A 20840-nucleotide genomic window follows, 5' to 3' on the forward strand; every position below is an offset into this window, starting at 1 on the left:
TATCGGTGGTGACGGATCATTCTGCGGCCACCGTGGCTGCGGAGGAGATGTAGGACAGGATTGCATCGGCAGCGTCCCGTCCATCCTTGATTGCCCAAACGACCAGTGATGCACCGCGGACGATGTCACCGGCGGCGTAAACACCTTCGAGACTTGTCGCGCCAGTCGTGAAATCAGCCTTGATCGTGCCCCAGCGGGTCACCTCAAGACCTTCGACACCCCAAAGCTGTGGTAGATCTTCGGGTTCGAAACCAAGCGCCTTGATGACAAGATCAGACTCTTCGATGTAGTCCGCGCCTTCGATCAATTCGGGCGATTGCCGTCCTGTCGCGTCAGGCTGGCCAAGGCGCATTTTCTGCACTTTCACGCCACTGACAGCGTTGCCTTCAAAACCGGCAGGTGCCGAAAGCCAGACGAACTCGACGCCTTCTTCTTCGGCGTTCTGCACTTCGCGTTGCGAGCCGGGCATGTTGGCGCGGTCACGGCGATAAAGGCATTTCACCGACTCGGCCCCCTGCCGGATCGCGGTGCGCACACAGTCCATTGCCGTATCACCACCGCCAATCACGACAACCCGCTTGCCAGCGGCATTTAACGTGCCGTCATCGAACTCTTCCACATCGTCGCCGAATGATTTGCGATTGCTGGCGGTCAGGTAATCGATGGCGTTCACGATCCCGTCGGCATCGCTGTCAGGCAGATCGCGTGTCTTGTAGACACCAGTGGCGATCAGGATTGCGTCGTGCTTGCCGCGAATGGCGTCAAAAGACAGATCCTCGCCTACATTGCAGTTCAGGACAAATTGCACACCGCCGTCCGTCAATTGATCCATGCGCTGCATGACGACGTCTTTTTCCAGTTTGAAGCCGGGGATACCGTATGTAAGTAATCCGCCACCACGGTCATAGCGGTCATAGACGGTGACTTGCACACCCTGACGGCGCAGTGCGTCGGCAGCAGCTAGACCGCCAGGACCGGCACCGATGATACCGACACTTTCAGAACGCTCTATGGCGGGACGGATCGGCTTGACCCAGCCCTCTTCGAACGCTGTATCGGTGATATATTTTTCGACAGACCCGATGGTCACGGTCCCATGGCCGGATTGTTCGATCACGCAGTTGCCTTCGCACAGGCGATCCTGAGGACAAATGCGACCGCAGATTTCCGGGAACGTGTTTGTGGCCTGCGATATTTCATAAGCTTCCTGAAGGCGGCCTTCGGCCGTCAGGCGGAGCCAGTCAGGGATGTTGTTCTGGAGTGGACAATGAGACTGGCAGTAAGGCACGCCGCACTGCGAACAGCGGCTGGCCTGCTCTGCCGCCTTTTCACGGGCGTATTCGGCATAGATTTCCTTGAAGTCATCCTTGCGAAGATCAGGCGCACGCTTTTCCGGCATGTCCCGCTCTACAGAAATGAACTTCAACATTTTCTGGCCAGCCATCACAATACTCCCGATGAAAGGTAGGTGAAGCAGACTTCTAAAACAGAGATGTTTGGATGAAAAGGCAGCAATGCTGACCTATATACGAAAAAATTGTCCGATTTAGTCACGCTTGTCGGTTTTTTGCCCGAAAATAGGTCAGTACATGATACCTATAATTGCAAATAGGCCAGTGCAGCAAAGCCCACAACGATTCGCCACCACCCGAAAAGCGCGTATCCGTTGCGGGTGATATATCCCAAAACCGCCCGTACCACGATCACGGCAGTGATGAATGCTGTCGCAAAACCGACTGCGATGTACCAAATGGCTGACAGATCAAGCACATCCCAGTTCTTGAGAAGATCGACAAATGTCGCGCCGAACATCACGGGCATTGTCAGGAAAAACGAAAACTCTGCTGCGGCCCGCTTGCTCACGCCCAATAGCATCCCGCCAACGATCGTTGCTCCGGACCGCGACGTGCCCGGCATTAGCGCTAGACACTGGAAAAGACCGATTGCAAAAGCCGTCCGTAACGGAACGGCCAGCGCGTCGTCATGGCGGACGGTCAGCTTGAGCCGGTCAACAAACAGCAGGATCACTCCGCCCACAATCAGCACGATCGCAATCGCAGACAGGCTGTTGAACAAGGTTTCCTTGATGAAATCATTCAGTGCAATCCCGAGCACGCCTGCCGGAATACAGGCCAGGATGATACTGACAAAGAACTGGCGCGCTTGCGGATCATGCGGCGTTCTTACGGCAACCCCCATAAGGCGCGTTGCATAAACCGAAAGAATGGCCAGAACCGCGCCAAGCTGGATGACGATTTCAAACGTCTTGGCCTTGCTTTCGAAGCCCAGAACCTCGCCAGCCAACAGGATGTGCGCGGTCGAAGATACGGGGATGAATTCGGTCGCACCTTCCAGCACGCCCAGCAACGCTGCGACCAGCGTTGTATTGCCGTCCATCAGGTATTCCGCAGGTTCTTGGCCGACTCTTTGATCTCGTTGTACTGGCCGGAGGGCCGGAAACGCCACAAGTAGTCAGGCAGGATCGCTTCCATCGCCGCCGGTTTGATGCCCAGCGCAGCGAAACCTTGCGCATCTTCGGACACAACATTGTTGATCCCCAGATTGATAACCTGATCTTTGGAGATCGGGGCCTTGACCAGCCCGAAGGACAGAAACTGCCCCGCACCAAAGACGGCGGCCATGATCCGTGCGGCAAAGAACGGAATATTCACGATAAGTCGCCGCCGCCGGATCACGTCCAGCATCAAGTGCATCAGTTCGCGGAAAGTGTGCACATCCGGGCCACCAAGTTCATAAACTCCGGCTGGAACATTGCCTTCCACTGCAAGTGCTGCCGCTGCGGCAACATCATCGACATAAACCGGCTGGAACCGTGTTTCGGCACCTACCACCGGCAGAACCGGCCCAAGCCGCGCCATGCTGCCAAAACGGTTGAAGAATTCGTCTTCCGGGCCGAACACGATGGAGGGGCGCAAAATAACGGTGTCTTTCATATGCTCTTGCACGGCTGCCTCACCTGCGGCCTTGGTGCGCGCATATTCAGAGGGGCTGTCAGGGTCCGCGCCGATGGCCGAAATCTGGACCATCCGCGCCACGCCATGCTTGGCCGCAAGTCGTGCGATCCGTTCAGCGCCTTCAATCTGCACGGATTCAAAAGTGTTCTTCCCGGCTTCGGCCAATAGACCGACGCAATTCACGACGACATCTGCCCCGTTCATCACAGCTTCGACGCTGGCGTCATCGCGGATATTGCAGAACACAGGCTCTACCTGACCGACAGCACCATAGGGGCGCACGAACATCGCTTCGTTCGGGTTGCGCACGGCGACACGAATGCGCCAGCCCTGCTTGGCAAGACGACGGGCGATATAACGCCCGATGAAACCGGATCCGCCGAATATGGTGACAAGCTGGGACATGGTCGTGCCTCTTTGCGAACGTTGTGTCGGGTTTACCTGCGCGCACCATTGCAGACAAGTTGAAAGGAAGCTTCAAAATCCCGCCGAATCCCGTTGACAGGGTGTCGATGCGTGTCTACATCCGCCGCTACTGACATCTGTGCCCAGATGGCGGAATTGGTAGACGCGCCAGCTTCAGGTGCTGGTGTCTGTATGGACGTGGAGGTTCGAGTCCTCTTCTGGGCACCAGTCGGATCCTCCAAACAGGAACAGGTTGTCGGTCATGCGCTTGCTCTCGCGATTGTTTGGTTTACGGACTTCGCCCGCTTTCCCGCCCGTTTCAGCCGATTCCCCTTTTTATGCCATTGGTGATATTCACGGGTCTTATCCGCTTTTGCAGGACTTGCTGAAACAGTGCGACGCGGGTCTGTTGCGCGTTTATGTCGGCGACTATGTCGACCGTGGTGATGAAAGTGCGCAGGTTCTGCGCCACGTGATGGCGGATCAGAACGCGGTTGCACTTATCGGAAATCACGAAGCGATGATGCTTGGCTTTATTGACGCGCCCGACAAAAAGGGATCGCGGTGGCTGCGTTATGGCGGGTTGCAGACGCTTGCGAGCTTCGGCGTTTCAGGTGTGACTGAATCGGCGTCTTCGGCTGCATTGCAAACCGCCCGTGACGCGTTGGTTGCGGCGATGGGGGAAGAGATGATCAGTTGGCTGCGATCCCTGCCCACGTCTTACACGAATGGAAATGTCGCGGTGGTCCATGCCGGTGCAGACCCGCGCGAACCGATGTCCTTGCAGTCGGCCAATACGCTGATGTGGGGTCACCCTGATTTCGCGACCGTTGCGCGTACCGATGGCATCTGGGTTTTACACGGCCATACAATCGTTGATGACCCTTATGCCGCAGATGGACGGATCGCGATTGATACTGGCGGCTATGCCACGGGACGGCTGACAGCGGCTCATGTCAGCCAGAGCGGCGTCACCTTTGTGACGACCTGACGCCAGACCGTAGAATTAATTCTACTTGCCGGCCAGATTTCGGCTTTTGAGATTGAGCATTCCGCGTTTGCGTACGTGGGATTGTTGAAGAAACGCCCCTCAATAAGAAGACGTAGGGTAAGATACGAGTTGTATCGATCGGTTTAATTTGTGGTGCGTAGTACGACCTGCAACAGCATGCTTTGTAGATCCACGCGTGCATCGAGACGGTTACACAACAGAAACGTTCCAGCGAATTTGCGCTGCAAATAAAGCACATCGACAGGTAAGGTAGGGGGCACGAAGCCCTCTTCTGCCAAAACCATACCTTCCCGTTGTAGCTGATTGGCCAATGACGTGTCGCTAAAATCGAAGTCGTCCCTGATCGCTGAGAAGACAGTCATGATCATGTTTTGGATGATGCTTCGATGCTTTGGATCGCATTGATCGTCAAAAAATCCAATTTGCTGCGCGATGCGCCCAACTTCATCAATATCCCCGTCAAGCCCAGCGGTCATCAGCGCTCTGTACTGATCGATGATGGTGCAAGATATCCTGCGCGTTGCGCCAAAGTCCAACAGGATGATCTTGCCGGTTTTCTGATCAAACCCATAGTTCGCGAAGTTCGGATCCGTCTGCATGACGCCGAAACTAAAAAGCTCTTCAAGCAAGAGTGTAATGAGGTTGGATGCAACCTCGTTCCGCTGCTCTTGCGGGGCTGATTGCAAGTCTTCAATGGGGATCCCGTTCACGAATTGCATTGCGAGGATCGCCGGGGTTGACCAATCCGCGTAGTGTTCGGGTACTGTGAAGGCGTTATTTTCTGCGAGCAACTGGCCGAATTCAGCCAGAAAAGCGCCTTCGCGGAGATAGTCAGTCTCTTCATGCAGTTGCTCGCGCGCGGCCTTGAGGTAGGGCGCAATGTCAAAACCCTTCGGGATCATGCCGGAAATGCGTAGAAGCGCCCCCACATTGGCCACGTCGCTGTCGATACTTCTGGCAACGCCCGGATATTGCACCTTGATTGCCATCTCGCGTCCGTCTTTCAAAGTGGCCTGATGCACTTGCCCGATCGAGGCCGCCGCGATTGGTCTGACGTTGAATTTCTTGAATTGGGACAGCCAGCCAGCGGGCCAATTCGTATTCAGCACCGACTTCAGTTGCGCCGGTGGCATGATGTGCGCGTCGTTGCGCAGACGTGCCATGACCTCGGCCAAGGCAGGAGGCAGAAATTCACCTGCGTCCATCGACAGCAACTGGCCGATCTTCATGGCCGCGCCGCGCATCTTTGATAGCTCGTCCACAATTCGACCGATATTGCGCGGGGTCATAAGCAGGTTTCGCAGCTCTGGTCGCTTTCCTTTACTTAGTTCCGCCATCCCGCCAAGCGCCATGTTTCCCGCGACCCCGGCAGTCAGCGATCCCAGGCGAGATAGCCGCGCAATGCGGCTGGCGGGAACGGGAAGGGGGCGACTCTCCGACATGTCGGTGTAACTAGTGTTCAATGCCGTGCCTGCAACTTCTGTGCGGCAGGTCCGCATCAATGGACAGCTATGGCAGTCGGTGGTATTTGGGATTGAGCAGTAGACAACCCATTCGGGGTGATTGCCCGTCTTTGGCGGATGATCGGAGGACTTTAAGGTTGCGAATACTTGTAGTTGCGGCGCTTGCGCTTGGATTGGCGGGGTGCGGAACAGTTTATCGCACATCAGACGTCATTGCCGGAGAAACGGGTGCGACGAAGGTGCGGGTCGTGCCGATGACCGCGGAAACTGTAATTCAAGCAAACCGCTCCCCCTTTCAGCCGCAGACGCTCCCTGCAGTGTTTTCGCTCACAGCAGGCTCCGGATCTGGTTTGCGCGGGGCTGGCGCGCTTCCTGAACCACCATCAATTCCGGAAAACCGACCCAATAATCTTGAGCTGCGCTTGCCGCCGGCAATCGACCCTGGTCCTTACGAGGTGGGTATCGGTGATGTCGTACTGCTGTCGACACCCAGTTCGGGAAGTACGGTCGAGGAATTATCAGGCCTGCTGGCTGCGCAAAACGCGCGCCAAGGTTATACCGTGCAGGACGACGGTTCGATTAATATCCCGAATGTCGGACGGGTGCGCATTGCCGGTCTTACGATTGAAGACGCAGAAGCGGAGTTGTTTCAGAGACTCGTTGAAAACCAGATCGATCCGACGTTTAGCCTCGAGATCGCTGAATTCAATTCGCGCCGTGTCTCGATAGGCGGCGCGGTGGCGAACCCGACTGTGGTACCCGTGTCTCTGACGCCTCTCTACCTTGAAGAAGCTCTGGCGGCGGCTGGCGGCATCACGGTTCAGGATCAGGATTTCGCGTCTATTCGGCTCTATCGTGAAGGAACACTTTATCAGATTCCGCTGAACCAGCTTTTTTCTCAGGCAGGTTTGACACGTACGCGGCTTTTGCCGGGTGACGCAGTATTTGTGGATACCGAATTTGAACTGGATCGAGCACAGGACTATTTCCAGCAACAAATCCTGTTAGTCGAAACACGCCAGCGTGCGCGTACGACTGCACTGCAGGAACTGCAACTTGAAGTGAACCTGCGGCGCGCTGACCTTGATGAAGCGCGGCAAAACTTTCGTGACCGGATCGACCTAGGTGCAGATAATAGAGACTATGTGTATTTGGCAGGGGAAGTTGGGACGCAATCCCGATTTGCGTTACCTTTCGAAAGCCGTGCGACTCTTGCAGATGCGCTGTTTGATGCGGGTAACGGGATCGACACCGCGACAGGCGATGTATCGCAGATCTATGTATTGCGCGGATCAAAAGACCCTCGTGAATTCGGAGCTGTGACGGCATGGCATCTCGATGGACGCAGTGCGGGAAATTTTGCGCTTTTGCCCGCTTTCGAATTGCGACCAGATGACATCATATTCATTGCCCAGCAGCCAGTAACTCGCTGGGATCGCGCTGTTTCTCAGATTGTCCCGACTCTCGTCTCTGTAGGAAATCAACTGTAATGACTGTTACGCCCGTCCTGTTGTGCGGTGGATCAGGGACCCGTTTGTGGCCTTTGTCGCGCAAAAGCTACCCCAAGCAGTTTGTCCCGCTTGTCGGTGATGAAACGCTTTTTCAAGCGACTGCAAAACGAGTGTCTCAAGGACGCTATGCGGCGCCATTGGTGCTCACAAATTCCGACTTTCGGTTTATCGTCACAGAGCAACTGGCAGAAATCGGTGTTGATCCAGGCGCAATACTGATCGAACCCGAAGGACGGAACACCGGGCCTGCGGTTCTTGCAGCTGCACTTTGGTTGGAAAAGTCCAATCCAGACACTGTGATGCTCGTGTCTCCATCAGATCACGTTATACCTGATAGCGTCGCATTCGATGCAGCGGTCGCAATCGCACAAGACGCCGCTGCCGACGGTGACATCGTGACCTTCGGTATTACGCCAACCCACGCCGAAACCGGCTATGGTTATCTTGAACTTGCATCACAGCCATCAGGTACAGAGGCCGTGAGCCTCACAAAATTTGTTGAAAAACCAGATGCAGCGAAAGCTGCCGCGCTGGTGGCGTCTGGAAAGCACCTTTGGAACGCTGGCATTTTTCTGTTTTCCGTTAAGACAATCATCGATGCGTTTCGCAAGCACGCGCCAGACCTGATGGAGCCTGTCCAGGCAGCTGTCGATGAAGCAGAAGCAGACCTTGGTTTTCTTCGTTTGGCGTCAGGGCCTTGGTCGAAAGCCGAAAATATTTCTATTGACTATGCTGTGATGGAACGCAGCAGTAACCTGTCGGTTGTTCCTTTTTCTGCGGGGTGGTCCGACCTTGGTGGCTGGGATGCGGTTTGGCGCGAGACAGGTCAGGATGACCGCGGTGTCGCTGTTTCAGGTCGTGCAACGGCGATTGATTGCGATAATACGCTTTTGCGATCCGAAGATGACCGTGTGGAAGTTGTCGGGATTGGCTTGAACCACATTGTAGCGGTGGCCATGCCAGATGCCGTGTTGATCGCCGATTCTCGACGCGCGCAGGACGTCAAGCTTGCAGTGCAGTCCCTGAAAGACCGCAATGCCGTTCAGGCCGAAGCGTTCCCGAAAGACCACCGGCCGTGGGGCTGGTTTGAAAGTTTGGTTATTGGCGAGCGTTTTCAGGTAAAACGGATCGTGGTTCATCCCGGAGCAGCGCTTAGCCTGCAAAGCCATCATCACAGGTCTGAACACTGGATCGTGGTTGAAGGAACAGCCAAGGTGACCGTTGACGAGACTGTAAAGCTCGTTTCAGAGAACGAGTCCGTCTATATTCCGCTAGGTGCTGTCCACCGCATGGAAAACCCAGGCAAGGTGCCAATGGTCCTGATTGAAGTACAAACCGGCAGCTACCTTGGCGAAGACGACATCATTCGTTACGACGATGTTTACGCTCGTGGGCAAGGAGCCAAAGGCTAGCCGTTGTGCGCGATTTGCAGATTCTGCATAGCCCAGACAGCTGCCTGCGTCCGGTTCGTGACGCCAAGTTTTCGAAATGCGGCTCTTAGATGCACTTTGACCGTCGCATCGCTGATACTCAGATTATTCGCGATCTCTTTGTTTGATTGACCGAGGGATATGCCGACGAGAATTGATGTTTCCCGGTCAGTTAAATGGATCGGCAGGCTAAGTTGGCGCGGCGGCATCGTTACTTCGCGATAGTGTTCGACCGGTTGCGGACCCGCCGGAAACGCGGCAGCCTTGGCATCCTGATGAGCGGATTGTAGGGCTGCAATGACCTCATCGGTTGAGGCCTGTTCAGTCACGACCGTATGCGCGCATTTGGCGAGACTGACGACTTTCTGCGTTTCCAGACCTTCGGTGACCATCACAACCACCTTGATGTCAGGATGAAGGCTGACCTGCGTGCAGACCCAAGAGGGCAGTTCAGTGTCAGATTCTTGATATTGGATGAAGAAGACTTCTCCGGGATTGACCCGACTAAGTCCATGGCAATCATCGTAAGCGCCTGATACTATGAGATTATTTTGTCGACAAGCGTAGACCATCAATTGGCGAAACGCGACATTTTCTGATACTATCGTAACCGTCATTTTGAACACATAACCCAGCAAATTGGTTAGCCCTCACGCGTCCGAGAGCGTAACCGGTACAACAATGAAATCGGGACGTTCTGCGCATGTAATAGCAGTCGACCCATAGTGAAATTTGTAAATCTACAGTTAAAATCTGGCATTTTCTGCCCAGTTTAACAAGAAGCTGACCTAGGGACAGGCAACGTTTGCGCAACCATCTGTGCGCTACGTTGACGATATATTCAGATATGCCAGTAGGTTAACAAATTTTTTCCAAAGGGTAAAAAAATGCTGCACGATTAAAATTTGCGCACGCTATGGTTGATTATTGATATAGAAATTCGCCTTTGAAGTATTCAAATATCCAAACGGCGTAATCCTTTCGATCTAGCTAATTCTGGCCGAATCATACGCCAACAAGGGTGAGTCTAGTAGTCCTGCGGGCGTAAAACCCATGCGTCAGCGACAACCCGCGCCAAATTGGTACTTTACGTCATTGATAAAAAGTATTTCGACCGGGGGGAAGAAATCGATGACAGCATTGAAGGCTGATGCCTTTTGCGCACCCATATCCGCGTATTCGAGTTGTTTGACGCGGACTGTTTCGGACCTGACATCCGATTGCGTCATTGTTCTTGACGCGAAACAACAGCGTATGCAGTTCGGGACTCATCCTGAAGGCGTAGGCATTGAGTTGCCTCGCCGCATTACGCCGCACGCCGATACAAGCCACCACTCCGGGCGGTTCGCAGAGATAGACCTTTGCGCAGAAATGCGAGAACGACTGGCACAGTACAATGTCAGTGACAACGACCGCCATGAATGGTTCGGATTTGGCGTGACACTAGCCGACGGCACCGCAGACGAAGCTTATCTTCGTCTTGATCCCTGTACGGATCGTGTTCTGGTCGCCTCTTTTCTTTCGACGATCTGGCGTATCTTGCGCGAAGACGTCCTGCAAGAACGCCAGCATAACGCAGAAGGTCCAGACGAAAGCGCTTGTGACGATGCTTTGCTTTGGATGATCTCTCAGAAGATCGGTCTTGGCGTGATGGTAATGAATGCTGAAGGGCTGATGCTGCGCGCGAATGCTGCAGCGAAGGCGATGCTGCTGTCGGGAGATGTTCTCCAACGCAGCAGCCATGGCATTATAGCACGCGACGATCTGCAAAGCCGCCTGTTTCGCGACGCCATCACGGAATGCTCTCATTCGGACGATCCCAACTTCGAAAAGGTGGTTTTGCTAGATTCAAGACAACACGGGCGTCGTGTCCCTGTGACGCTTGCGCGTTTCCGTCATGAAGGTAAGGCAACTGACCTTGTTACGGTACTCTTGCCAACGCCGCCTCAATCCGAAGCCGTGTTTCGTGTGGCCAAGAGCTTTGGACTGACGAAAGCCGAAGCTCGGATTGCTGCCCTGCTTCAGCTTGGCCTTTCAAACAAGGAGGTGTCCAAACAAGCGGGGCTGACTGAACAGTCCAGCTCCACCTATTGCAAGCGCGTGTTGAGCAAAATGAACGTGCACTCGCGTGCGGAAATTGCGCAATTGCTGACGTGGCAATCCAACTGTGGGGGCACAGGATGAACCAGATGAATACCCCGAGCACCGAAAATGCCGAGCCGACAAAGCCCGTTGCTGATCCGCTTGCTTCCCTTGTGGGAACCGGACCTGAAACGGTTGCGCGGCGCAAGGATATTGGTGAATTGCACAAGCGACTTGTCGCCATGATAACCACGGTTGGCACCGGTTTTGGGGAAGCCGAAGCCGCCCGGATCGAACGTGATCGCGCTGTTCTGTCGTCTCGTTTGGATGATGTGGAACGTGCTGTGAACAGCATGGAAGGTGCGTTGCGGATCGAGCTGGAGCCGATGTTGCGCAGTATTGTGGCCGATGCAACCGCCCAACGACAGAGCCGTATCGGGACAAAAATTTTAAAATTTCTGGGTCTGGGCGTCATATTTGGTGGCGGTTTGGTTGTCGGCGGAATTTTTGCCGCAGAAGTATTACAAATCAAAGACTTAGGAGTCGGATTTTTGACGAGATTTATGGGGAATTAACGAGATTTTATCCCCTTTTGGGGGCATTTTCGCGCCCCCGAATCGGCTTTGTTTGAGAATAGCTGAACTGCAACTTTTGCAACGGCGAACCGGGGAAGCCGGAAAAGTAACGGGTTTTTGGGGGGTCTTGTTTGACCGACTGAGCCCATAGATTGGAGTAATAGGTTATGCCTAATGAATTTGTTCCGTGGGAAGAATGTGAACTTCCAGATTGTGAAGTCGATCTTTCCAAAGAGGGTGGTAATAACGGTGTGACAGGAAGCGGTACCGTCGGCGACGATGCCGTCGATCTGCGTCTGCCAGGATCACCTGACAACTATGATGGCGGTGAAGGCGATGACTTCATAGTCGGCAACGCAAACAACAACGAGCTTGATGGCGAAGAAGACTGCGACACCATCTATGGTATGTCGGGTGACGACGCCATTTATGGCGGCGAGCACGACGACGAACTGTGGGGTGACGATGGTCACGGCACCAACCCAGAAGGCAACGACTGCATCGAAGGTGGGTCCGGCAACGACATCATCCACGGTGAAGGCGGCAATGATGGCCTAGATGGCGGCACCGGCAACGACGAGATTTATGGTGGCTGGGGTAACGACGGCATCGCTGGCGGTGAAGGCAACGACTATATCGAAGGTGGGACCGGCGACGATATCATCCTTGGTGATGACGGTGACGAGTTCTCGTTGGATGATGGCAATGACCTTATCTACGCTGGTGACGGCAATGACTGTGTCGCTGGCGAAGGCGGCGATGACTGCATCTTCGGTGGAAGCGGCGACGACACGCTGTACGGTAACGAAGGTAACGACGGCATTTCCGGTGGCGATGGCGATGATCGTATTTCTGGCGGTCTTGGCTTTGACGTAATCACTGGTAATGACGGCGAAGACGAAATCTTTGGCGACATCCGTCAGGGCAACGCCACTGATCTGGACCTGGGTTCCGACACTTGGGGTGGCGGAGACGTTGACGATTTCGTTGGTTCTGCAGACGTAATCTTTGCAGGCGCTGCCGACGACTATGTCGACGGTGGTGCTGGCGGTGACTGCCTCTATGGCGGATCCGGCATGGACCGCATGTTTGGTGGCCGCGGCGCTGACTACATGTACGGCGGTTCCGAAGATGACACATTGTCAGCCGACGAAGGCAACGACAAAGTCAGAGGCGGCTCCGGTGATGACTGGATCATGGGTCAATCAGGTGCTGACATCATCTATGGTGACTTTGGTGGCGAATTCATCAAAGGTATCGAAGTTTCTGCACAAGACGAAAGCGATGAAGGCGGCGAAGGTTGCATCGAAATCCGTCGCGAGTTCGACGAAGGCGTCGAAGGCTGTGACTTGATCTTTGGTGGGTCTGGTCGAGACAAGATCTATGGCGAGGGCAACCATGACTCTCTCTATGGTGGTACCGGCAAAGACACCATGTTCGGTGGTGACGGAAACGACTACATGGAAGGCAATGGCGGCCACGACACCATGAAAGGTGAAGAAGGCGATGACACCATGCTTGGTGGCTATGGCCGAGACAACATGTCTGGCGGCAACGGAAACGACTACATGGATGGCGAAGCACACGACGACAACATGTCTGGCGGTGCTGGCAATGACGAAATGTATGGCGGCACGGGCAACGACACCATGAATGGCGGCGATGACCACGACGCCATGTATGGTGGCGCTGGCAACGACGGCATGCTTGGTGGTTCCGGAAACGACTTCATGAGTGGTGGTGAAGGCAACGACAATATGAATGGCGAAACTGGCAACGACACCATGAATGGTGACGGTGGCAATGACGTTATGTTCGGTGCCAAAGGCTTCGACGTCATGTCTGGCGGCGACGGCAATGACGAAATGCATGGTGGTGCCGACGATGACCTTATGTATGGTGGCAACGACAAGGACACCATGTACGGCGACATGGGCGATGATGTCATGGACGGCGGCAAGCAGAATGACGTCCTTTACGGCGGTGATGGTAACGACGACCTCTCCGGCGGCAAAGCCAACGATGACGTAAACGGTGACGCAGGCGACGACGTCCTGAACGGTAACCAAGGGGATGACTTCCTTTGGGGAGGTGAAGGCGACGACGAACTGACCGGCGGTTACGGCAAGGACGTCTTTGAGGTTCACCTGACGTGGGATGGTGCAACGTTCACTTCGACTGATGGTGATGACGTCGTCTACGACTTCACCATGGCAGGTGACGCCGATGTGCTGACCTTCGTTATCAAAGACGAGTCCGGTGGTGTCAGCGCGACAGACGCATTCAATGCGCTGAACGCTGCAACAACGGTTGTCGATGATGGTGACACGCTCGTGTCGGTTGGCGGCGCGTCCATCGATCTGCTGGGTGTCGGCGGAGATCATCCGTTCAACTTCAGCTCGTTGGAACAGATCAACGACTTCTCGGATGGTAACTACCTCTACGAGGCCGTGGACATCGTGATCGTCTAATCGATCGTCAGGAGACGAAGGGGCCCGCCAGCTCCAAAAAAAGTTGGTGGGCCCTTTCTAGCCCTGGCTCGATGATTTCGAACTGGTCCCCCGGCCGTGGTCGCAATGACTTGAGCTAGGGTGCCTCAATATTAAAGATTGAGATTTTGTGAGTAAGTCCGGGGGGACAAGCAAATGAGAAACAGGAAGGTCTTCGACGGCCAACGCGGGTTAGTCCTCGCAATATTCATAACCAGCATGTTCGTGAACATCCTGATTCTAACGGCACCCCTCTATATGCTCCAGCTATTCTCGAAGGTGATGACCTCGGGAAGTCTGACAACTCTCGCTGCTCTCACGATTGGGGCAGCGATTGCACTTTTCTTCTACTTTACGTTTGACTGGCTGCGCCAACGGTTGGCCTCCCGGCTTGGGGCCCGCCTTGAAGTTGCCCATGGCCCGACAGTGATGTCAGGTCTGGTCGATGACCGCGAACTGTTCGATGCCGTTGGCAACCAGCCTGTGCGGGATCTTCAGGAGCTGCGCGGTTTCGTGACCAGCCCTTATTTCACGGCCCTTCTCGATGCACCGTGGTCCATCATGTTTGTGGCGGTCATTTTTATGTTCCATCCGCTTTTGGGCTTTGTGGCGCTGGCTGGCATCCTGACCTTGCTGGCACTGGCAATCATGAACGAGCTGACCAGCCGCAACGTGAACAAACAAGGATCGGCAACAGCACAGAAAGCCAACCGCACGGCGGATGAGGTGTTTCGCAACGCCGACGTTGCTCGATCGATGGGCAAGACCCCTGCCCTGATCAAACGCTGGCGCGCAGAAGCCCTGAACGCCGTCGACTACGCCAATACAGCCAACAACCGGATTTCGTTCAGCACCTCCATCGCCAAGTTCGTACGCATGGGTCTGCAAATCGCAATCATGGGCACAGGCGTTATTCTGGTGTTGCGCAACGAATTGTCGCCCGGCCTGATGCTGGCCGCCTCGATCCTGTTGGGTCGCGCAGCAGCCCCGGTCGAGCAGGCGATTTCCGGGTGGAGCGCATTCCTGCAAGTCCGCCAGTCCGTGCAACGGCTGAATTTCCTGTTTGCCCGCCGCGCCGCAACCAAAGACCTGATGGAACTGCCAGCGCCCGAAGGTTACCTGGCTGTTGAGGATGCGACCGTGATTGTGCCGGAACACCAGCAACCGCTTGTCTTTGGCGTTGATTTCCAGCTCAAGCCGGGCATGTCGCTGGGCCTGATCGGTCCCAGTGGTGCCGGCAAGACGACGCTGGCCCGCGCGATTGTCGGGTTACAACCTTTGACCCGCGGCTTCATTCGCATCGACGATTCCGCGCTGACCGACTGGCCTGTTGAACAGATTGGCCAGTACATCGGCTTTTTACCACAGCGGGTCGAACTGTTCGCTGGCACCATCGCTGAAAATATTGCGACGATGGACCCCGACGCAGCCCCGTCCCTGATTGTTGAGGCAGCGAAAACCGCGCAAGTCCACGACCTGATCCTGAGTATGCCAAAGGGATATAACACTGACGTCGGCCAGATGGGTGAACGCCTGTCTGCCGGACAGCGTCAGCGGATCGGTCTGGCCCGCGCCTTTTATGGCGATCGCAAACTGATTGTGCTGGATGAACCTAACGCGAACCTTGATCCCGATGGCGAACAGGCGCTGGCCCGTGCAATCGGTACGGCGACAAGTCGCGGTGCAGTTGTCGTGATCGTAACCCACCGTCACAACATTTTGCGCCAACTGACGCATGCCGGTATGATGCAAGGTGGGCGTTTGGTGAAATTTGGTCCGTCCAAAGACGTTCTCAACGCGGCAACCACACCAATTGCCGAAGCAGCAAAAGCCGATGGGTCAAATGTCACCATGTTCCGGCGGCATTCGGGTGCGCAAACACAAGCAAAAGTAGTGGGAGAAAGCTCATGACACGCGCTGTAGCACCCCAAGCCAAGGCAACGGATGTCGGTTTTTCAGACACGATGCCCAAGAAAACGAACATGCCGGAACCAAAACTCGGAATCAGCGGACTCGTGTTTACAATGCTGATCCTGATCGTTGCCCTTGTCGGTGGGATTGGCACCTGGGCCGTCACAGTTCCGATGCGAAGTGCGGTTGTTGCATCAGGAAAATTCGAAGTGCTGGGCGACCGATTGATCGTGCAGCATATGGATGGCGGCATCGTTAACGAAATTAACGTCAAGGATGGCGATATCGTTGCTGCGGGTGACGTAATTGCCAAGTTGGACTCGACCCGATCAACGGCGTCCCTTGGTATCCTGAAAGGTCAACTTGCCAGTGCGCTTGCCGAAGGGGCAAGGCTGGAGGCTGAGTTTACCTGGGCAGATACAATGACATTGCCCAACGCGTTGGAGCAGATGATTGAAGAAGAGCCGTTGCTTGCCAAGACGGTTGCACTTCAGAACGAAGTTCTGGCGGCCAATCTTGATAACGTCTCGGGTCAGATCCAGATTTTGGAGAACCGGATCGGACAGCTGCGCGGTCAGGACGAAGGCACAACGCGCCGCCTCGAAACACTTGAACAGCAGCTTGCGTTGGCGACAAGCGAGCTTGAAGGTCAGGAAAAGCTTTTTGATGAAGGGCTGATTACAAAGCAGCGCTATCTTGAAATGCTGCGCGATCAGACAGCGATCTTGGGTGAAATCCAAATCATCGAAAGCGAGCGCCAGACAACGCTGCAGCAAATCTCTGAACAGGAAGAGCGCATCTTGCAGGTTCGTCGTGACTGGATGACCCAGATCAGCGAACAACGCCAAGCAAATGAAGCCGAGGTGTTTGACCTTGAGCAACGTGTCTTTGCTATCGCAGATCAGCTGAAGCGCCACACAATTCTGGCCCCAGTCGATGGTCGGATTGTTGAATCAACGATCAATACGCTTGGCCAGGTCATCGAAGCTGGTCAGCGCCTTGTCGAAATTGTGCCAACAGATAGCGAGTTCGTCGTCGCTGTGAGCATTCTACCGCAGGACATCAATGAGGTGCGTGAAGGCGGTGAAGCCAGAATTCGACTGACCGCTTACAATTTTCGCACCACGCCCACGATACTCGGGGACGTGATCTATGTTGCCCCGGATGTGACCGTCAACAACGAAACTGGCGAGCAATTCTATCGTGCACATATCCGTGTGCATGAAGACGAGCTTGCCGCTTTGACACAAGTCGAGGTCCAGCCAGGAATGCCCGCACAAGCCATGCTGACCACAGGTGAGCAGACTTTGGCGGACTATTTGCTTGCTCCGGTTATTGGTGGATTTGAAACCGCGCTGGTTGAAGCAGAATAGCGCGCGCGATCCTTGCCGGATTGGTCAAAAATCGAACAATTGCTTGCGTTTTGATGCAAAGTTCCTGACACGGTGAGCGTGACAACCGTTTCTTGGTGGACCCGCACTGCATGATAGTGACGAACAACAGTTGCCTGCGGATGCTTGCCATTACTGTGCGTGCTGATATCGGCGGCGGTCCTGAACATCTTTTTCAGCTTGGGTCAAACTTCAGTGCGGATGTCGATCTATTGATCGCCTGCCCGAACGAACCCCCTTATTGGGACCGCTTCACAAGCATTGTCGGCCCGCAAAACATGACGGTGATACCCCATCGCGCGTTCAGTTTCAGCGTCTTGTTTCGCCTCGCCCGCTATATTCGTGCGCGAAAGGTGGATGTTATTCATTCACATGGAAAGGGTGCTGGACTTTATGGCCGCGCCCTAAGCTTGCTGACTGGTGCCAAAAGCCTCCATACATTTCACGGGCTGCATGTCGGCGAATACGGGCCCGCCAAAAAGTGGATGTATCTGACACTGGAACGTCTCATGGGATTACTGACAGCGGCCACAATCACTGTATCGGAGAGTGAGCGCCGGGCGATCCTTGCCCATGGACTGGTGACGCCTACGAAATTGTATCTTGTTCAAAATGGCGTCGTCGTGCCCGAAACATTACGGCCAGAGGTGAAGAACGATATTCTGCGTATCATCGCAGTCAGCCGGTTCGACTTTCAAAAGAACGCTGACCTGCTGATCGATATCGCTGCAGGATTGAAGAAGACTGGGAAACCTTTCCACCTTACAATCCTGGGGCAAGGCGAAGGCTATGATGCAATCGCCACGCGTATCGTGCAAGAAGGATTAACCCAGAATTTGACCTTGGCAGGGCCCCACTCCACGCCCCGTGATGTCTTTCGAAAAAACCATTTCTTTCTTTCCACATCTCGTTGGGAAGGTATGCCTCTGGCCGTTCTCGAGGCGATGTCGGAAGGGCTCTGTCCTGTTGTTACGCGGGTAAACGGACATGTCGACTTGATCGATAGCGGGACGAACGGCCTTTTGTTTGAAACGGCTGAGGAAGCGGTCGAGGCACTTGTCAGCACTTCTGCGAATGAACGTAGCCGCATGGGCGATTGCGCACGCCAAAATGTTGCCGAAAATTACGCCGTCTCGCGCATGGCCGCAGCGACCGAGAGCATTGCAGCAAGCCTTGTGAGCAAACAAGCGGTCACACCTCATGCCTGAACGTTCTGATCAGCCGCAGAAAGTTGCCATCGTGCACTACTGGCTTGTCAGTATGCGCGGCGGCGAGAAGGTTCTGGAAGAAATCTGCAAGCTGTTCCCTGACGCAGATATTTTTACTCATGTCGTAGATCGCCAGAGGATTTCTGACACGATCCTGTCGCACAAGATAACCGAGACTTTCATTGGGCGCCTGCCATTCGCAAAACGGCTTTACCAGAAGTATCTTCCCTTCATGCCGCGTGCGTTAGAGTCAATTGATCTGTCGGGATATGATCTTGTGATTTCGGCAGAGGCTGGACCAGCGAAAGGTGTTATCTGCGACCCGGATGCGCTGCACGTCTGCTATTGTCATTCGCCAATGCGATACCTGTGGGATCAATATCATATCTACAAGAACCAATCAGGCATTCTTACGCGTACATTCCTAAGTCTTTTGGCACCGCGACTGCGTTTGTGGGACGCTGTGGCGGCAAATCGGGTTGACCTGTTTATCGCAAATTCCGCGTTCGTTGCGCGCCGGATCAAGAAAACGTGGCGACGCGATGCGACCGTCATCCATCCACCCGTAGATTTTCAGGCGTTTGCGAGGAATGATGATCTTGAGAGTGACGATTTCTACCTCTGTGCCGGCGAATTGGTCAGCTACAAACGGCCAGATCTTATCGTTGACGCATTCAACAAGTCCGGCCGTAGACTCGTTGTCATTGGTGAGGGTGGTGCAGAGAAAATGCTTCGCGCAAAGGCTGCATCCAATGTGACTTTTCTTGGACGCGTCGATTCACAGACGCTCAAAGACCATTACGCGCGGTGTAAGGCCCTCGTTTTTGCGGGTGTGGAGGACTTTGGTATTGTCCCGCTCGAAGTGATGTCCTCTGGGCGACCTGTCATTGCATACGCCAAAGGTGGTGCGACAGAAACGGTCATTGATGGGAAGACCGGCGTGCTGTTTGACAAACAAACGGTTGACGCAGTCAACGATGCGATTTCACGAGCCGAAACGATAGATTTTGATCCCAAAATCATCGCTGAGCACGCGAAGAGATTCGATGGTCCAATTTTTCAAAGTGCCTTGCGCAACTTCATCGAACGGGCTTGGTCCGCGCATCGCGCCAAGATCTCGCGATGATCAAAAAGACATTTCAAACTATCGGTATAAGGCTCATCGGAACCGCCGCCACCTTCGCGCTTAGTGTGTTCGTGGCACGTGGTCTTGGCCCAGACGGTGCTGGATATTTTTTTTACGGCCTTGCGGTGATGGTTGGGGCGGCGACGCTTGGCAGACTTGGTTTGACAGAAGTCGCGGTAAGATTTGTTTCAGCGAATACAGGTCCGGATAATGCCGCAGGAGCGTATGCAGTAACGGCGCTTGCGATCGTTGCTATTCTAAGCATAGCAGTCGCGCTGTTTGTCTGGATACTTGGGCCAGTTGTGATGACCTATTTCAACCCGAACGGAGCCGCATTTGGTTTGGCCATCGCCCAGTTAGCCTACGCGATCCCCGCAGTGGCCATGACAGTCGTGCTTTGTGGGGTTCTGCAGGGGTACCGTCGCCCCGTCACCGCATCGTTTCTCGAAACAGGCTTCGTTCCGCTTCTGGTCCTTCTTGGTGCGATTACGCTGAAGACAGACAATTTGTCCTCATTCATTGGCTTATACGTTGGGGCAAGTATGCTAGGGCTTATTTGCGCTACTGTTCTTGCAATGCGGCAGGCAGGACCTGGGGCGATGTTGTCCGCGAACAAGGCACGGGAATTGGTCCACGCCGGGCATCCGCTGCTTAGCGTGAACATGATGGGGTACATCATTCGTTTCGCCCCGCTTCTTTGTCTCGGAATATTTGCGACACCTTCAGATACGGGCGTCTACGCCATTGTCATTCGTTTGGGATTGATTTTCGGGATTATTCTGCAATCCCTTAACAATGTACTAAGGCCCGCGTTTGCAGTTGCCCATCAGACCGGAGCGCTCGTGGATTTGCAGCGTCAGATTCAGTCCGGCGGACTTTTCCTTCTTGCAATTGGCCTGCCGCTGATCGCTGGCACAATGTTTTTCCGCCAACCGATCCTTTTGCTGTTTGGTCCTGAATTTGTAGGCGGAGGGTTGGCGCTTGTTATTCTTCTCCTTGGTCAGACCGTAAACCTCATCACAGCCTCATCAGGGGCGATTTTGGCGATGACCGGAAACGAACGGACGTTGCGCACATATACCTTCATCACCGCGCTCCTGTGCATTCTGCTATCCGTTGCGCTGATTCCGCCTTTCGGTCTGATCGGGGCTGCGTCGGCAACTGCGCTGACAATTGCATTGCAAGGCTTACTTGCCGCGGGCGGCGTCTATCGCAAAGTCGGCGTTTGGCCATTTGTCTCATTTCAGTCTATCCAACACTAA

Annotated in this window: 16 protein-coding genes and 1 tRNA gene; 12 read left to right on the forward strand and 5 right to left on the reverse strand. The window is 54.5% G+C overall.

Features of this window, described 5'->3' with window-relative positions:
* Window positions 1-16: 16 nt before the first annotated feature.
* The 3 genes from BMY44_RS14260 to BMY44_RS14270 form a co-directional block, all read right to left on the reverse strand.
* Window positions 17-1444, reverse strand: a complete 1428-nt coding sequence (locus tag BMY44_RS14260) for an NAD(P)-dependent oxidoreductase (protein WP_089996208.1) — start codon at window positions 1442-1444, stop codon at window positions 17-19.
* 152 nt (window positions 1445-1596) lie between these two features.
* Window positions 1597-2397 (reverse strand): undecaprenyl-diphosphate phosphatase, encoded by an 801-nt coding sequence (locus BMY44_RS14265; RefSeq protein WP_089996210.1) that lies wholly within the window; start codon window positions 2395-2397, stop codon window positions 1597-1599.
* Complete coding sequence (locus BMY44_RS14270; protein ID WP_089996212.1) at window positions 2397-3380, reverse strand: complex I NDUFA9 subunit family protein; 984 nt, start codon at window positions 3378-3380, stop codon at window positions 2397-2399. Before BMY44_RS14270 ends, BMY44_RS14265 begins: the two co-directional genes overlap by 1 nt.
* A 141-nt stretch (window positions 3381-3521) precedes the next feature.
* Between BMY44_RS14270 and BMY44_RS14275 the strand changes: the two genes are divergently transcribed.
* Together BMY44_RS14275 and BMY44_RS14280 are read left to right on the forward strand one after the other, a co-directional pair.
* Window positions 3522-3608, forward strand: a tRNA-Leu gene (locus tag BMY44_RS14275).
* A 34-nt stretch (window positions 3609-3642) separates the two neighbouring features.
* Window positions 3643-4371 (forward strand): metallophosphoesterase, encoded by a 729-nt coding sequence (locus BMY44_RS14280; RefSeq protein WP_089996215.1) that lies wholly within the window; start codon window positions 3643-3645, stop codon window positions 4369-4371.
* 143 nt (window positions 4372-4514) lie between these two features.
* On the opposite strand, the gene BMY44_RS14285 is transcribed toward BMY44_RS14280, so the two are convergent.
* On the reverse strand, window positions 4515-5834 hold the full coding sequence (locus tag BMY44_RS14285) for an ABC1 kinase family protein (protein ID WP_089996217.1): 1320 nt from the start codon (window positions 5832-5834) through the stop codon (window positions 4515-4517).
* Window positions 5835-6103: 269 nt separating this feature from the next.
* Between BMY44_RS14285 and BMY44_RS14290 the strand changes: the two genes are divergently transcribed.
* Both BMY44_RS14290 and BMY44_RS14295 read left to right on the forward strand, forming a co-directional pair.
* Window positions 6104-7345 (forward strand): polysaccharide biosynthesis/export family protein, encoded by a 1242-nt coding sequence (locus BMY44_RS14290; RefSeq protein WP_089997185.1) that lies wholly within the window; start codon window positions 6104-6106, stop codon window positions 7343-7345.
* The gene (locus BMY44_RS14295) at window positions 7345-8778 is read left to right on the forward strand and encodes a mannose-1-phosphate guanylyltransferase/mannose-6-phosphate isomerase (protein WP_089996220.1); all 1434 of its coding nucleotides are present in this window, start codon (window positions 7345-7347) and stop codon (window positions 8776-8778) included. The genes BMY44_RS14290 and BMY44_RS14295 overlap by 1 nt, the downstream gene beginning before the upstream one ends.
* Here the strand turns inward: BMY44_RS14295 and BMY44_RS14300 are convergent.
* On the reverse strand, window positions 8775-9434 hold the full coding sequence (locus tag BMY44_RS14300) for a response regulator transcription factor (protein WP_207510555.1): 660 nt from the start codon (window positions 9432-9434) through the stop codon (window positions 8775-8777). The two genes, BMY44_RS14295 and BMY44_RS14300, sit on opposite strands and share 4 nt — an antisense overlap.
* A gap of 493 nt (window positions 9435-9927) precedes the next feature.
* Here BMY44_RS14300 and BMY44_RS14305 point away from each other — a divergent pair, with 493 nt between their 5' ends.
* From BMY44_RS14305 to BMY44_RS14340, 8 genes are all read left to right on the forward strand, one after another.
* Window positions 9928-10980: a helix-turn-helix transcriptional regulator gene (locus tag BMY44_RS14305; protein ID WP_165611852.1), complete on the forward strand. Its 1053-nt coding sequence runs from the start codon at window positions 9928-9930 to the stop codon at window positions 10978-10980.
* A 5-nt stretch (window positions 10981-10985) separates the two neighbouring features.
* A complete protein-coding gene (locus BMY44_RS14310) occupies window positions 10986-11453 on the forward strand; it encodes a hypothetical protein (protein ID WP_131801617.1) in 468 nt (155 codons plus the stop codon).
* A 167-nt stretch (window positions 11454-11620) separates the two neighbouring features.
* Window positions 11621-13924, forward strand: coding sequence for a calcium-binding protein (locus tag BMY44_RS14315; protein ID WP_089996227.1), 2304 nt, complete (start codon window positions 11621-11623; stop codon window positions 13922-13924).
* 174 nt (window positions 13925-14098) lie between these two features.
* Entirely contained in the window at window positions 14099-15853 is a 1755-nt protein-coding gene (locus BMY44_RS14320) for a type I secretion system permease/ATPase (RefSeq protein WP_089996229.1), read from the forward strand.
* Window positions 15850-17226 carry an HlyD family type I secretion periplasmic adaptor subunit gene (locus BMY44_RS14325; protein WP_089996232.1) on the forward strand — a complete coding sequence of 459 codons (1377 nt, stop codon included), beginning with the start codon at window positions 15850-15852 and terminating at the stop codon, window positions 17224-17226. Before BMY44_RS14320 ends, BMY44_RS14325 begins: the two co-directional genes overlap by 4 nt.
* Before the next feature lie 110 nt (window positions 17227-17336).
* Window positions 17337-18452 (forward strand): glycosyltransferase, encoded by a 1116-nt coding sequence (locus BMY44_RS14330; RefSeq protein WP_089996235.1) that lies wholly within the window; start codon window positions 17337-17339, stop codon window positions 18450-18452.
* Window positions 18445-19578 carry a glycosyltransferase gene (locus BMY44_RS14335; protein ID WP_089996237.1) on the forward strand — a complete coding sequence of 378 codons (1134 nt, stop codon included), beginning with the start codon at window positions 18445-18447 and terminating at the stop codon, window positions 19576-19578. The genes BMY44_RS14330 and BMY44_RS14335 overlap by 8 nt, the downstream gene beginning before the upstream one ends.
* Window positions 19575-20840 (forward strand): oligosaccharide flippase family protein, encoded by a 1266-nt coding sequence (locus BMY44_RS14340; protein ID WP_089996240.1) that lies wholly within the window; start codon window positions 19575-19577, stop codon window positions 20838-20840. The genes BMY44_RS14335 and BMY44_RS14340 overlap by 4 nt, the downstream gene beginning before the upstream one ends.

This window comes from Cognatiyoonia koreensis (genome assembly GCF_900109295.1).
Lineage (GTDB): Bacteria > Pseudomonadota > Alphaproteobacteria > Rhodobacterales > Rhodobacteraceae > Cognatiyoonia > Cognatiyoonia koreensis.